Here is a 13559-nt window from a genome sequence, read left to right on the forward strand (position 1 = left end):
TAGCTTTGAAGCACCTCTCTCAATGCTCTTTTATTAATATGTTTTTAGATATGCTTATTTATATAGAAAATCATTAATGTAACTTGCAGATTTTCAAAATACTATATTCATTATTTTTACTTCAAAAACACACCATGCTGATCAAAATTTATGGAAGTGCCATTCATGGAGTGGCCGCACAGACCATTACTATTGAAGTAAATGTTGATACCGGGGGAGTAGGATACCATCTGGTGGGGCTTCCTGATAATGCGATTAAAGAAAGCAGCTATAGAATCTCTGCAGCACTTAAAAATGTAGGATATAAAATTCCCGGAAAGAAAATTACTATCAATATGGCTCCGGCAGATCTCAGAAAAGAAGGTTCCGCCTATGATTTGAGTATTGCGATTGGTATTTTAGCGGCTTCAGACCAGATTTTGGCGCAGCAAATTGAAAATTATATTATCATGGGTGAGCTTTCTCTCGACGGAAGTCTGCAACCCATCAAAGGCGTTTTGCCTATTGCTATTCAGGCAAGAGAAGAAGGCTTCCAAGGAATTATTCTCCCCAAACAAAATGCCAGAGAAGCAGCTATTGTCAGCGATCTTGAAGTATATGGAGTAGAGAATATCAGAGAAGTTATTGATTTCTTTAACGAAGGAAAACCGCTTGAAAAAATGATATTGGACACCAGAAAAGAGTTTCATGAGAGAATCAACGATTTTCCTTTTGATTTCTCCGAAGTTAAAGGTCAGGAAACCGCCAAAAGAGCGATGGAAGTGGCCGCAGCAGGCGGTCATAATATCATTTTGATCGGTCCGCCAGGAAGCGGAAAGACCATGCTTGCTAAAAGGGTTCCCAGTATTTTACCTCCATTGACCCTGAAAGAAGCTTTAGAAACAACAAAAATTCATTCCGTAGCCGGAAAAATAGGAACCGAAGCTTCATTGATGACCGTTCGTCCCTTCAGATCCCCTCATCATACGATTTCTGATGTTGCTCTGGTAGGAGGTGGAAGTTATCCGCAGCCCGGAGAGATTTCCCTGGCTCATAATGGAGTATTATTTCTGGATGAAATGCCCGAATTTAAGAGAACAGTGCTGGAAGTTATGAGACAGCCTTTGGAAGATCGTGAAGTAACTATTTCAAGAGCCCGATTTACGGTAAACTATCCGGCAAGTTTTATGTTGGTAGCCTCTATGAATCCCAGCCCAAGCGGCTTCTTTCCCGATGATCCTAATAATACCTCATCTGCTTATGAAATGCAGCGGTATATGAATAAACTTTCAGGACCGCTTTTAGACAGAATTGATATTCATATTGAAGTACAAAAAGTGGAGTTTGAACAGCTTTCCGAAAAAAGAAAAGGAGAAAAAAGCAAGGACATCAGAAATCGTGTACTGAAAGCCAGAGATATTCAGAATAAAAGATACCAAAGTCTTAATATCAGCAGTAATGCTCAGATAGGACCCAAAGAAATTGAAGCCTTTTGTGAGTTGGATGAAACTTCTTTCAGTCTCATCAAGCTAGCCATGGAAAAACTAAATCTTTCGGCAAGAGCATATGACAGAATTCTGAAAGTAGCCAGAACAATTGCTGACCTTGAAGAATCTGAAAATATTCTGTCTCACCATATTTCCGAAGCCATACAGTACAGAAGCCTGGACAGGGAATTTTGGAATGGTTGATTTTTACTATTTGATTGATTTTAAAAAGAATACAAATGGTATTTTCATAAGTTTAATTCAATTCTTTGGAATAAACATAGTAATTATGTAACACATAGGTTAATTTATTATGTTAAGTTTGATTATCAAATTATTAATAATATTACATTATGAAAATAAAATTTTCAAACACTGAATAGAAATTTGCATCTCATTTCTGAAGAATATATAATCTATTTTTCTTCTTTTCGGTTACAATAAATAAAGTTAAATGCTGTTGCAGTTCTGCTCTCTGAGTGGATCGTCAAAGGCTTTATGTTGTTCAGATTTTAAACCATTATGTAGACACATTAGTAAATAAGCTGTGGTTATACCCTGTACCTGGTTGTTTCCTTATTTCATAGAATCTGAAATCAACTAAAAACGGGGTCAAAAGCCAATAATTATAAATTTTTAAACCAAATCAAATTATTATTATGTCAAACACAATTCCCTCATTAGAACCCTTATCAATAGGTACGGCTGTATTACTGTCATCTGAAGACAGAGAAAAATTGTTAAACGGATTCAATAAAACCGGCTGGGACTATCATCATGAAGAAACATTAGGGTCTCTTTTCCGAAAACAGGTCCTTCTTCATCCCGATAAAACGGCTGTTGTTTACCAGGATCAGAAAATCACCTATAGTGATTTAGACAGAAGAAGTAACCAGATTGCCCATTTGTTACTGAACCGGGGAATCAAAGAAGGAAAATATGTTCCTGTCTGGCTAGACCGCTCTTTAGAATGGATTGTTGCTGTTCTTGGTGTGATCAAAACAGGAGCAGCATATGTTCCTATAGATCCGGCTTATCCTGCTAAAAGAGTAGAATTTATTCTTTCGGATACTGCTGCCGATATGATCATTACCAATCAAAATCTTGGAAACCTTTTATCCGAAGCTGAAAAGACAAAAATATTTGATCTGAGCAGCATGGAGAATCTTGATCATTTGCCTTCTGAGTATCCGGAAAGTACAATTCACCAGGACAGTTTAGCATATACGATTTATACTTCAGGCTCTACCGGAAAACCCAAAGGGGTAATGGTGAGCCATCAGGCTATTCAGCACCTGGTAACCTGGCATAATCATCATTTTCATGTGGATCACAGTTCAAAACTGACTCTCGTAGCAGGATTGGCATTTGATATATCCGTATGGGAAACCTGGTCGGCACTTACTTCCGGCGCGACTCTTTTTATTGCAGATAATGAAGATAGAACGGATGCCCATGCATTGGTGGATTACTATTGGAGAAATCAGATTACACACGGTTTTGTGCCTGCCGTTCTGGCTCCCCCGGTAGTTAATAGTACCCGGAATTATAATGATCTGAAATTGAAATATCTCTTTACCGGAGGTGAAAAACTAAAGCCTGTGCTTACTACTGAATTAAGCTACGAACTGATAGATTACTATGGGCCTACGGAATGTACCGTATTTGCAACATTTAAAAAAGTAAAAGATATCCATGGACAATATGTCTCTTCAATAGGGAAGCCCATTGCCAATGCAAAAGCCTATATTTTAGGTGAGAATATGGAATTGATGCCGATAGGAGCAGTAGGAGAATTATACATCGGAGGAAATATTTTAGCAGAAGGATATCTTAATAATAAAGAACTTACAGATTCTAAATTTATTGATAATCCATTCCGGGAAACAGAAAAACTGTATCGTACAGGAGATCTGGCCAAATGGAAACCGGACGGTGATATTGAATTTCTTGGGAGAATAGATAATCAGGTGAAAATTCGTGGATTCCGGGTTGAATTAGAAGAAATAGAACGTACGTTGGTTCAGCAGAAAGAGATCAAAGAAGCTGTGGTCATTAGCAGGGATACAGCAGGAAGTAGTAAATACCTGATTGCTTTTATTGTTTCAGAACCTGATGCTGAGAAAGATATTTCATCAGTGAGAAACGCATTGAAAGAAGAACTTCCGGGTTATATGATTCCCGCCCAGATTATTTTTATAGATAAAATTCCGTTGACAGCAAATGGTAAAACAGATACCCAGGTTTTAAAAGACTTGGCAGATAAAGAGGCAAAAGAACTTATTTCATTTGAACCGCCAACCAATGAGACAGAAAGGATTGTTGTTGATATCTGGTCTTCAGCACTGGAACGGCCTGTTATTAATATTACAGATAATTTCTTTGATATCGGTGGAAACTCTCTGTTAGTAGCAACAGTTGCCGTGGCGCTGCAAAGAATGCTGGACGTAAAAGTATATCTGCGGGATATTTATCAGTTTCCGGTATTGCAGGAGCTCTCGGAAGTTCTTATAGCCAGATCCAAAGCAGCAAGAGAAGCTGTTCCAATGGAAGATGTAGAACCTTATATTGAATTGCAGAAAGACGTTTATCTGGCTCCCGGAACTGTTTTTGCAGGTGGATTTGATCCTAAGCAGGTGGAAAATCCAACCACGATTTTTTTAACAGGAGTTACGGGATTTGTGGGAATTCACCTTCTTCAGGAGCTTCTGGATACGACCAATGCTGATATTTACTGTCTTGTAAGAGCTCAGGATCAATTTCATGCGATGGAAAAAATTGATAGATGTTTTAAACAATATCATATTCCTCAAAAAGAAGAACAGAAATCTAGAATTATTCCGGTAATCGGAGATCTGGCATTGCCGGCATTGGGACTGTCAGAAGAAATATTCACAAAAATAGCAAAACAAACCGATCTGATTTACCATTCCGGAAGTTCTGTAAACTTCATTGAACCTTATTCTTATATGAAAGCTCCGAATGTAGAAGGATTAAGGGAAATCATCAAATTGGCCGGAGCAGAAAGAACGAAATGTCTTGCTTTGTTATCCACCATTTCGGTATACAGCTGGGGGCATGTGTTTACAGGAAAAACAGTGATGCTGGAGTCTGATGATATTGAACAGAATTTAATGTCTGTAAGCAAAGACATTGGGTATGTAAGAAGCAAATGGGTAATGGAGGCTGTCGCAGATCTGGCTGCAAAAGAAGGCCTGCCATTGATTACTTATCGTCTTGGATATGCAATGTGTCACAGTGAAACAGGGGCAAGTGCCTCCTATCAATGGTGGTCAGGATTGGTGAAGAATTGTATAGAATTCAAATCTTATCCTGCATTGACTGAGCTTAGAGAAGGTCTTATCACAGTAGATTATATGACAAAATCTATGGCTTATATCACAAAAAATAAAGAGGCAATAGGTAAAAAATTCAACCTGATTGCCCGCCCGGAAACCAATCTTACCTTGGAAGGCTTCTTTGGGCTTATGAAAAAATATTATCCTTTCACTCTGAAAGATCTTCCTTATAAAGAATGGCGAAAACAATGGGAAGATGACAGTAAAAATAGGCTGTATCCACTGACAAGCCTTTTCAGGGACAATATGCATGAAGGGCTATCTACCGTAGAGCTTTATCAAAATACTTACATATGGGATTGTTCCAATGTGATTCAGTTTCTGGAAGGCTCGGATATCCAGGAACCGGTATTTGATAAAAAAGTACTGGATTCCTATTTAAAATATCTGGGAATCCCGGTTGAGTAGCATTTAATCATTGAAAAAAGGTCAGACTATAAATGTCTGACCTTTTCTTTATTTGAAGATTAGTTAACGGTTACTTTAATTACATTCTGAACAGCAGGAACAGGATACTGGATTCCAACTTTGGAAATGATCTTATTTTCACTTTGGGGTGTTCCGCCAAATAAGGCCTGATGATTTCCAGCTCCAGGATATTGATCAATGCCGGTTCCGGAATCATATAATGAGGTTTTTGAGCTAATATCTCCCTTAGTATTCGCATCAATACTTTGTTCATTGGCATAGAACCAGTCATTGGAGAAACCAAACATCGTTGCATAGGCAATTTTATCACCCGGTTCAGCATTGAAGCTTGTTGATACTTTGTTTCCCGGTGCTACAGGAGCATTTCCGGCAACATATACACCTTTTACATTAGGTAAAGATTTCAAACTATTTTGGAGCTTGGCTACATTTCCAAATTGGGCAATGTCTTTCAGTCCCATTCCGCTGTCAGTTTTGCCTAATTCATACATTGGATTTTTATCCCCACGGTAAACGACAATCAATGCTGGAGAAAGCCCAGTCATAATTCCTGTATTAGCATTTAGTTTAGTCGTCATTTTACTGATATTTCCCATTTGAGCAATATCAGTAATATCAGGATTTGATAAAGCATTAGGAGTGAAAAACGGAGCACTGTTCAGCAGTTGAGAACCATTGTAATTGGAAACCGCCCATACTCCGGGAGAAAAAGGCGTCTCATTGGCAGTTCCGCCAGATGTATTGGTAATGGTGAGGGTAAATTCTGAGGTTACATCATTGTAAGCCAGATTGAGCTTCATAAGCTGTGAAGCGTTTACATTAGGAACCTGCATAATGGGTTTACTTTCAGCCTGTCCTGTCGTATTATCTTTTGTTCCGTTGTCCCATAATAGTACGCTTGAAGAAACATCGCCGGTAATAGCATTTCCATTGGAGTCAAACAGCTTGATGCCCGGCTGCTGGGAAGCAAAAAACCAGTCTTTTGAAGCGCCGTACATTGTTGCAAACATCAGGGCCTGTGTTTTTCCTGCATTGAATGTAAAAGAAACAGATTGTCCGGGCATGATGGTGGGAGGAGTTACCGTTCCCTGAAAACTTCCGCTTTGTACAAAATCTTTAGGGGTTACTACATTTTCAAAGGTAATTGTTCTTTGAAAAGCCATGTCTGTCATCATGTCGTCATTTGAATCACTGCATGAAGAAAGGGTAAATGCTGCTAGAGTAGCCGCCACTAAAACTGATGTTCTGAAAATAAATTTGTTCATAAAAGTAAATTTTTTATAGTTATAAATAGTATCTGTAACTATAGTCGGCTACTTTTTGAGATCCTGACAAAAAATATTTTCTTAATTCAGTTTTTTTTAATGTATAGCTTTTTAGAGTGAACAATAAGATCAGTTATATTCCCTTTTTCCCATCCAGAATCATCTGAATCATTTTGATCTTTCTGTTTTCTCTTGTTTCGGGCTTTTTGGCTTCTTCAATCCAACGGATGTATTCCTTTTTGTGAGTGTAGCTCATTTTGTCAAATAAAATCTTTGCTCCAGGGTTTTCATTAAAAACAGAAACGATATCGTCTGCAACCTCAACCACTCTTTCTTCTTTGTCTTCAGTAAGTGAAACAGAAACTTCATCTCCGAAAGTTTTACCAAGCTTTTTCCTGACTTCCTGTGTAAGGCCTAAAATATGACAGTCAGATTTCATTTTAGCCAGACTTCCGCGGTATTCAACGTTGTCATCAAAGAGGGCTTTAATTTTTACCTGTCCTTTTTTACTAAATAATTCCTCTGTAGAAAAAGGAAATTCTACAAACGCGGCATTCATCTCTCCGTTCTGCTGAATAATAGCTGTGAATTTGATTTTTTTAGGCGGCATGATAATATGTTTTTAATAGTCAAAAATAAAAAAACCGTGAAAGTAAATTTCACGGTTTCAAAAATATATCAGATAAGATTATTTTTTATTGATTTTCTTAGGTGTTGCTGTAGTACCTGAGTTTTTAGTTTTTGTATCAGCTGGAGTGTTTTCTCCTCTTACAAGCTTCAACTCGTCAACTAATCTTCTTGCACCAGCAAACTTGTCAATTGTCCAAAGAACGAAACGAACGTCTACGTTGATGGTTTTCTGCCATTCCGGCTCAAATACGATATCACCGCTTAATGCTTCACTGTTACCATCGAAAGCAATACCGATAAGGTTTCCGTCTCCATCAATTACCGGAGAACCAGAGTTTCCTCCTGTAATATCATTGTTAGAAAGGAAGTTTACAGGCATATAACCTGCTGCATCAGCATACTGTCCGAAATCTTTCAGGTTGTAAAGGTCAATCACTCTCTGAGGAAGATCAAACTCTTCATCACCTTTCTTGTATTTTCCAACAAGACCAGTCATGTCAGTATAATAGTTATCGGTAATACCGAAATAATTTCTGTCATTTCTGATAGGTAATTTATCTACAGTACCATACGTTAATCTCATGGTAGAGTTAGCATCTGGGTAGAATTTTTTCTCTGGCATAGCTTTCATTAATCCAGCTAAGAACAGACGGTTCTTGTTAGCAAAATTATCATCTACTTTCACAAATCTTTCATTGCTCATTTTTTGGTCAGCAACAATTCCGTTAGCAACTTTCCAAAGCGGATCAGCATCAAGTTTCAATGCATCCGGGTTCAATAGGAAGTTGGTTGCAGAAGCCTTGTTCGCAAAGATTGAAGAATAAGCTAAATTAGAAACTGTTTTAGCGTCCAATCCTAAAATAGTAGCAGAAGCAACTTCAGGATTTTTAACTCTTGCCTGGTAAAGGCCTGCCATAGATGCAAGCATTTCACCTTCTAAAGATGGATTGAAGTTTTCATAAGCTGTTTTGATAGCCGCTTCAGTTTTAGCCTTCATTGCCAGTCTTCCCTGCATATCCTGAGCTGCATAAGTCTTCAATACAGAACCTACCTGTAGAGCAAGAGAAATATATTTCGCATTTCTTGAGAACTGAGAAGCGTAGTTTCTTTCAACATTTCTTTCAGAAACCTGCTTGTAATATATTCCAATATCTTCTAAAAGACCATCATACTCTTGATTTCCAGGCATCATAGACCATTTTCTGAAGATATCCTCAGTTTTTTGTTTGTCAGTGATTGTTCCGTTTTTCTCTACCGCATCAATAGTTCCTTGTCTGTTTTTCCAGTAGTTTGCTACTGAAGCATATTGAGAAGCATAGTTAAGCTGAGTTGCTTTATCCTTATCCATGTACTTTTTCATTACATCCATGGCAAGTTTAGAAGCCTCAACCCAAGCCGGATAATCTTTCATTACCATTTGCTGAATTCCGTAAGAAGTCAGATAACGGTTTGTTCTTCCAGGGTAACCTAAGATCATTGAGAAATCACCAGGCTTAATTCCCTTAAGAGAAACAGGAAGGAAATGTTTAGGCTTCAAAGGAGTGTTGCTTGGAGAATATTCAGCAGGGTTTCCTGCAGCATCAGCATATACTCTGAAAACAGTGAAGTCAGCAGTATGTCTTGGCCATTCCCAGTTATCTGTATCTCCTCCGAATTTTCCTAATGAGGAAGGTGGAGCACCTACCAATCGGATGTCTTTATAATCCTGATATACGAAATAGTAGAATTCATTTCCGTTGAAGAAGTCTCTTACTACTACAGTATATTTTCCGTTTTCAGAGTTTTCTGTCTGGATTGCTTTTGTTTCAGCATCAATAACAGCTTTTCTCTCTGCTCCGGTCATATTGTTGTTTAGTTTAGAAGTGATTCTCTGCGTAGCATCATCCATTCTCACTAAAAATCTTACATAAAGATCCTTTGCATTGAATTCGTCTTTCTGTTTCATAGCCCAGAAACCGTTCTTCAAATAATCTTTTTCTGGTGTAGAAGCCGCAGCAACAGCACCGTAACCACAGTGGTGGTTTGTAAATATAAGTCCTTTATCCGAAACAATCTCACCTGTACAGAAACCACCGAAACTTACGATAGCATCTTTTAAGCTTGAGTTGTTTACAGAATAAATTTCTTCAGGCGTAAGGTGTAGACCCTCTTTTTGCATATCAACACCGTTAAGTCTTTTGATGAGCATTAGCAGCCACATCCCCTCATCCGCCCTCATCTGAGCAAAGCCCAGTAAGAAAGTGAATAGTAGAAATAGTCTTTTCATTTTATAAAATAATTTTTGTGTCGCTAATTTACTAATTTTTACGAGATTCTGTCCCGGATTGGTATGAAAATGGGATGATAATCTGCATGAAAAAGATACTCTCATCAATTTTTGCCGTTTTATTTTTAGGACTTGTTTTAAATTGTTCCTCAGTGCCGGATAAAAATCCCTCTCTTCAAAGGCAGTGGATGCTGATTTCTTTTGATGGTTTTTCAAAAGAACAGCTGGTTGCCCATAAAGCTGAAATGAATCTGACGGCCAGTATGGTTGACAATAAAATTCAAGGGAATGCTTATATGGGATGTAATCAAATGTCTTTTGTTTCTGAATTTAAAAAAGGAGGAAAAGTAAAAATTTCAACCGGAGTAAGTACCATGAAAGCCTGCCAGGATATGAATCTTGAAACATCTTTTCAGAAAAAAATTGAGACGATGACTAAGTATTCTATTGAAGGACATTTTCTTACCTTATCCGATGATCGTGGAAATACAATGAAATTTGTAGCTGCAGATTGGGATTAATGATCTATCCATATAATATAAAAGTCCGCCTTGCAGCGGACTTCTTTGTTTGAAAAATCTAGTTGGTTATCAGCTTTTTTGCGGTTATTAGCTTTTGAGAGTCATTAGTTTTTGGGAATTGTTTTTCTTATTTCCTCCAGGGTTGCTGTGTTAGGCAGCCCGGTAACTGTCATTTTTGTGTTCCTAGAATTTATATTGTGATATGCCTGTCTGTTAGGGATTGTTTTTTTTAGGTCTTCAAGACTTGCTGTATTAGGGAGAAGCTTTCCTGAATTGTCTGCAGTTGCTTTGGGTTTTGAATCCTGTTTTTTTACTTCAAGTCCATGATCAGAAACAAGACCTGAGTTTACAGTTTTCTTTTCATTGTTTTCCTTAGCTTCCTGCATTAGTTTTGCCTGTTGTTCCTGTGCCTGTTTTACAACCAGTGCCTGATCTTCCTCTACCGGAGCAGCCTTTTTATTTTCCTGAGCGTAGATAATACTGCTTAAGAATAATAACGGGATAATATATGCTATTTTCATGACGGTTTATTTTATGTTGACTAATACTTGAATTTTTCCAATTTCTTTTTGGTCATAATCCTGAAGTGCTTTTCCGATGACCTGTCCTATTTTTACCTTTTTGACATCCGCTTTCATGGCAACGCCTGCTTTAGATGAAGTTACCAATAGGTCGCCTCTTTTTATTTTTCCATTCTCAAGGCATACTTTGGTAGGAATTACCCCAATCACCCCCATAGGAGCTTTATTGGAAATATCAGTGTCAATATGTTCTTCCGTAAGAAGTACTCCTGGTTTGGTAGCATATACTCCTGCCACAAGACTGGAATAAGATGTTGAAGATTTTTCAACAGTTCTGTCTGCTTTTGTTGATATAACAAGAATATCACCAGGCTCATATTCGGAAATGTTTCCATTGACATCAAATGCTTCAGCAACGTCAGCACCGCTGCTTTGAGTTCCTCCGTTAAAGAATCCGCGTCCGGCAGAATTGATTCTGGCTACATTTACCGTGCCCGGATTTCCGGATTTAAATACTGCAATAGAGCCGTTGCTGTGGGTTTCTACTGTAAGGGGAGGGTTGGTGTTAGCAGTATTGTAATTTACAAATCTTGCCGCACGCCCTTGTCCGAAATTAGGAACCCAGGCATAGATAGCGCTTCCCGTTCCATCTGCAGTAGTTTCTACACCGTCTCCTGTATTGGAGGCATTAGCGGTGATACCGTTACCATTTCCATCCGCAATAGCAATCAGTGCAGGGCCGTTTCCGGAAGGATTACTGGCATGAAATAAACCTGCATATCCTCCTGTACCAGAAGAAATTCCATAGATTCCTGCTGTGCCGAAGTTTGCAAACTGTGAATTTACTTCTCCTCTTACTGCAGCCGAAGTTCCGGTAGTTCTATCTACTTTAAAATTCCCTGCAATACCATTACCAACTGTGGTTACTGTTATAACATCACTGGTATTATCCTCATTGAAGATGTTAAACCTTCCGGCTCGTCCGGTAGAAAAAGTAGGTACCCATGCGTAGAGTGCGTTTCCGGCTCCATCAATATTGGTTTCAATACCATTTCCGTCTTTTCCTGCATTGGCTGTGATAGCATTTCCGTTACCATCGGTCAGGGCAATCAATGAAGCTCCGTTTCCTGCAGGGTTTGAGGCATAGAATAAACCAGCACGCCCCCCAGTTCCTGAAGAAACTCCAAAAATGGCTGCCGCACCAAAATTTCCGAAAATAGTGTTTACTTCTCCTCTTACTGCTGCACCAACGCTATTGGTATTGTCAACCAGAAAAGAAGCTGCATTTCCCTGGGTATTGTCCGGAATATTTCCATTTCCGTTCGTTTCTACCTCAAAAGTATTTCCTGTAGTATTCGTTTGGTTAAAATTTTCAAATCTTCCGGCACGTCCGGTACTGTTATTTAAACCTACCTGTCCGTAAACACCAATACCGGTTCCGGATGTATTGGTAGCTACAAAACCTCTCACTCCATATCCGCCTCCGTCATTACGGCCTACTACAGCCCCGGCAATATCACTGGTAGTTCTGCCCACTACAGCTTCGCCACCTCCGTTGTTATCCCCTACAACACCAGCAGATGTCTGGGCAGAAGTTATTCCGTGTGCTCCAAATCCTGCTCCGGTGGAGCTTCTTACTCCGGCTCCGTTTCCTGAGGTTGTGACATTTATAACGGTACCGTTCCCTACGCTGGATGCATTAAGAGCAACATTATTATTTGCATTGTTGAAGATTGAGATACTAGCAGGGATTCCGTTATTACTGGTAGCAGTAAGACCGGTTCCTGTATTACTGTTGGCATAAACTCCGGTTCCGTTTGCGCTGGCATTACCATATATACCTAATCCATTTGGAGTAACACCGTATACTCCCCATCCGCTTCCGGCCTGGCTTCCATATACACCTACTCCCAGTCCTCCGGTTCCGTTATTAATACCACGAACTGCTGAAGAAAATCCTCCGGGGGCAGCATTGGTAACAACTCCTCTTACTGCTGCAATATTTGACGTAGTTGTGTTGTTATTACCCTCTAAAGATGTTCCATCACCATCATTGGTTAATGAAAATAAGGTCGAGGCATTATTTACTGTATTCGTATAGGGAATTGCGAAGCTTCCACCTCCACCACCTGCAGATTTGGCATACATAGCATAAGGAACACTTAGCAGCTGGCTGGTTCCTACTATCGTATAGCTGGTTCCTCCGGCAGGGTCAGTTTCTGTTTTTAAATAATAGCTTCCTGCAGGCCAGTCGATGGTGGCAAATGTTCCTGTAAGTACAGTTCCTGTTCCTATTTCAAGGCTGATAAGCCCATTGGCATTGGTATTTCCGGTGAGTCTTTCTGAATAGACTGCAGCGCCGGCAGGAGATCCCTGTAATATGCTTACTCTCACGGCTATAGCTTGGTTGACTAAGAGTTGTCCCGAGCCATTTCTCATGACAGCCTGGTAGCTCATTTTTTCCGGAGCCTGAGAAAGTCCCATAAAGAAACCAGTCAGGATCCAAAACAGTAATAATATTTTTTTCATGGCATTTTATTTTTTGATGATTTTAAATGTTTTAATATTTTCTCCATTTTGAGTAATCCTGATGATGTACATGGCAGCAGGAAGTGAGGAGAAATTAAGTTCAGATTTTGATTGTGAGATCTTATCTTTTTTTACCAGCTTACCTTGGGCATCGAATAACTGATACTCTGATCCTTTAAAATTATTTGAGGTAAAATCTAAATACAAATAATCTCTGAAAGGATTAGGGTAGAGCAAAATACCTGTGAGTTCAGAAGAGGTTTCAAGGGAAGTAAGAGTGATAATTTCGTAAGGCTGTTGAACGCCTTCGAGAACTTGTCCTGTTCCTTTTTCGAGATAGGTCGTTTGACCTACACTGTAAGAAACAAAACCATTAGCTGCTGAAGCATCCAGTCCGGTTGCCAAAACTGCAGATTGTGCATGCAGTATGGAGACGGAAAAGGCAGACAGAATAATACAATAAATAGATATTCTTTCCATGGATAACAGTTTTTGGTGATTAATAGATGTGTTTTTCTGGGGGAATTTGGGAAGACTAAATTACCACCTATCTCAATCGAATGGTAGGAAAAT

9 protein-coding genes are annotated in these 13559 nt (G+C 39.0%); 3 read left to right on the plus strand and 6 right to left on the minus strand.

What is annotated here, in order from left to right; translation table 11 throughout:
- Positions 1 to 134: 134 nt before the first annotated feature.
- Both FW781_RS11095 and FW781_RS11100 read left to right on the plus strand, forming a co-directional pair.
- Positions 135 to 1670 carry a YifB family Mg chelatase-like AAA ATPase gene (locus FW781_RS11095; protein WP_149387503.1) on the plus strand — a complete coding sequence of 512 codons (1536 nt, stop codon included), beginning with the start codon at positions 135 to 137 and terminating at the stop codon, positions 1668 to 1670.
- Positions 1671 to 2125: 455 nt separating this feature from the next.
- Positions 2126 to 5233, plus strand: a complete 3108-nt coding sequence (locus FW781_RS11100) for a non-ribosomal peptide synthetase family protein (RefSeq protein WP_149387504.1) — start codon at positions 2126 to 2128, stop codon at positions 5231 to 5233.
- A 59-nt stretch (positions 5234 to 5292) separates the two neighbouring features.
- On the opposite strand, the gene FW781_RS11105 is transcribed toward FW781_RS11100, so the two are convergent.
- From FW781_RS11105 to FW781_RS11115, 3 genes are all read right to left on the minus strand, one after another.
- The gene (locus FW781_RS11105; protein WP_149387505.1) at positions 5293 to 6519 is read right to left on the minus strand and encodes a spondin domain-containing protein; all 1227 of its coding nucleotides are present in this window, start codon (positions 6517 to 6519) and stop codon (positions 5293 to 5295) included.
- Between the two features lie 133 nt (positions 6520 to 6652).
- On the minus strand, positions 6653 to 7129 hold the full coding sequence (locus FW781_RS11110) for a YdeI/OmpD-associated family protein (RefSeq protein ID WP_149387506.1): 477 nt from the start codon (positions 7127 to 7129) through the stop codon (positions 6653 to 6655).
- A gap of 78 nt (positions 7130 to 7207) precedes the next feature.
- Complete coding sequence (locus FW781_RS11115; RefSeq protein WP_149387507.1) at positions 7208 to 9415, minus strand: S46 family peptidase; 2208 nt, start codon at positions 9413 to 9415, stop codon at positions 7208 to 7210.
- 86 nt (positions 9416 to 9501) lie between these two features.
- Here FW781_RS11115 and FW781_RS11120 point away from each other — a divergent pair, with 86 nt between their 5' ends.
- Positions 9502 to 9936 (plus strand): META domain-containing protein, encoded by a 435-nt coding sequence (locus FW781_RS11120; protein WP_228720185.1) that lies wholly within the window; start codon positions 9502 to 9504, stop codon positions 9934 to 9936.
- 104 nt (positions 9937 to 10040) lie between these two features.
- Here FW781_RS11120 and FW781_RS11125 read toward each other — a convergent pair whose 3' ends face one another.
- Genes FW781_RS11125 through FW781_RS11135 form a run of 3 tightly spaced genes read right to left on the minus strand, consistent with a single transcriptional unit; the run spans position 10041 to position 13466 of the window.
- Complete coding sequence (locus tag FW781_RS11125; RefSeq protein WP_149387508.1) at positions 10041 to 10457, minus strand: hypothetical protein; 417 nt, start codon at positions 10455 to 10457, stop codon at positions 10041 to 10043.
- 6 nt (positions 10458 to 10463) lie between these two features.
- Positions 10464 to 12986: a beta strand repeat-containing protein gene (locus FW781_RS11130; protein WP_149387509.1), complete on the minus strand. Its 2523-nt coding sequence runs from the start codon at positions 12984 to 12986 to the stop codon at positions 10464 to 10466.
- A gap of 6 nt (positions 12987 to 12992) precedes the next feature.
- Complete coding sequence (locus tag FW781_RS11135) at positions 12993 to 13466, minus strand: T9SS type A sorting domain-containing protein (RefSeq protein ID WP_149387510.1); 474 nt, start codon at positions 13464 to 13466, stop codon at positions 12993 to 12995.
- Positions 13467 to 13559 lie beyond the last annotated feature (93 nt).

Origin of the sequence: Chryseobacterium panacisoli (genome assembly GCF_008274625.1) — a bacterium.
Classification (GTDB): domain Bacteria; phylum Bacteroidota; class Bacteroidia; order Flavobacteriales; family Weeksellaceae; genus Chryseobacterium; species Chryseobacterium panacisoli.

Coding starts and splice junctions, on each gene's coding strand:
- FW781_RS11100 (WP_149387504.1), top strand. CDS start 2,126: ATGTCAAACACAATTCCCTCATTAGAACCCTTATCAATAGGTACGGCT.
- FW781_RS11125 (WP_149387508.1), bottom strand. CDS start 10,457: ATGAAAATAGCATATATTATCCCGTTATTATTCTTAAGCAGTATTATC.
- FW781_RS11110 (WP_149387506.1), bottom strand. CDS start 7,129: ATGCCGCCTAAAAAAATCAAATTCACAGCTATTATTCAGCAGAACGGA.
- FW781_RS11095 (WP_149387503.1), top strand. CDS start 135: ATGCTGATCAAAATTTATGGAAGTGCCATTCATGGAGTGGCCGCACAG.
- FW781_RS11120 (WP_228720185.1), top strand. CDS start 9,502: ATGAAAAAGATACTCTCATCAATTTTTGCCGTTTTATTTTTAGGACTT.
- FW781_RS11105 (WP_149387505.1), bottom strand. CDS start 6,519: ATGAACAAATTTATTTTCAGAACATCAGTTTTAGTGGCGGCTACTCTA.
- FW781_RS11135 (WP_149387510.1), bottom strand. CDS start 13,466: ATGGAAAGAATATCTATTTATTGTATTATTCTGTCTGCCTTTTCCGTC.
- FW781_RS11130 (WP_149387509.1), bottom strand. CDS start 12,986: ATGAAAAAAATATTATTACTGTTTTGGATCCTGACTGGTTTCTTTATG.
- FW781_RS11115 (WP_149387507.1), bottom strand. CDS start 9,415: ATGAAAAGACTATTTCTACTATTCACTTTCTTACTGGGCTTTGCTCAG.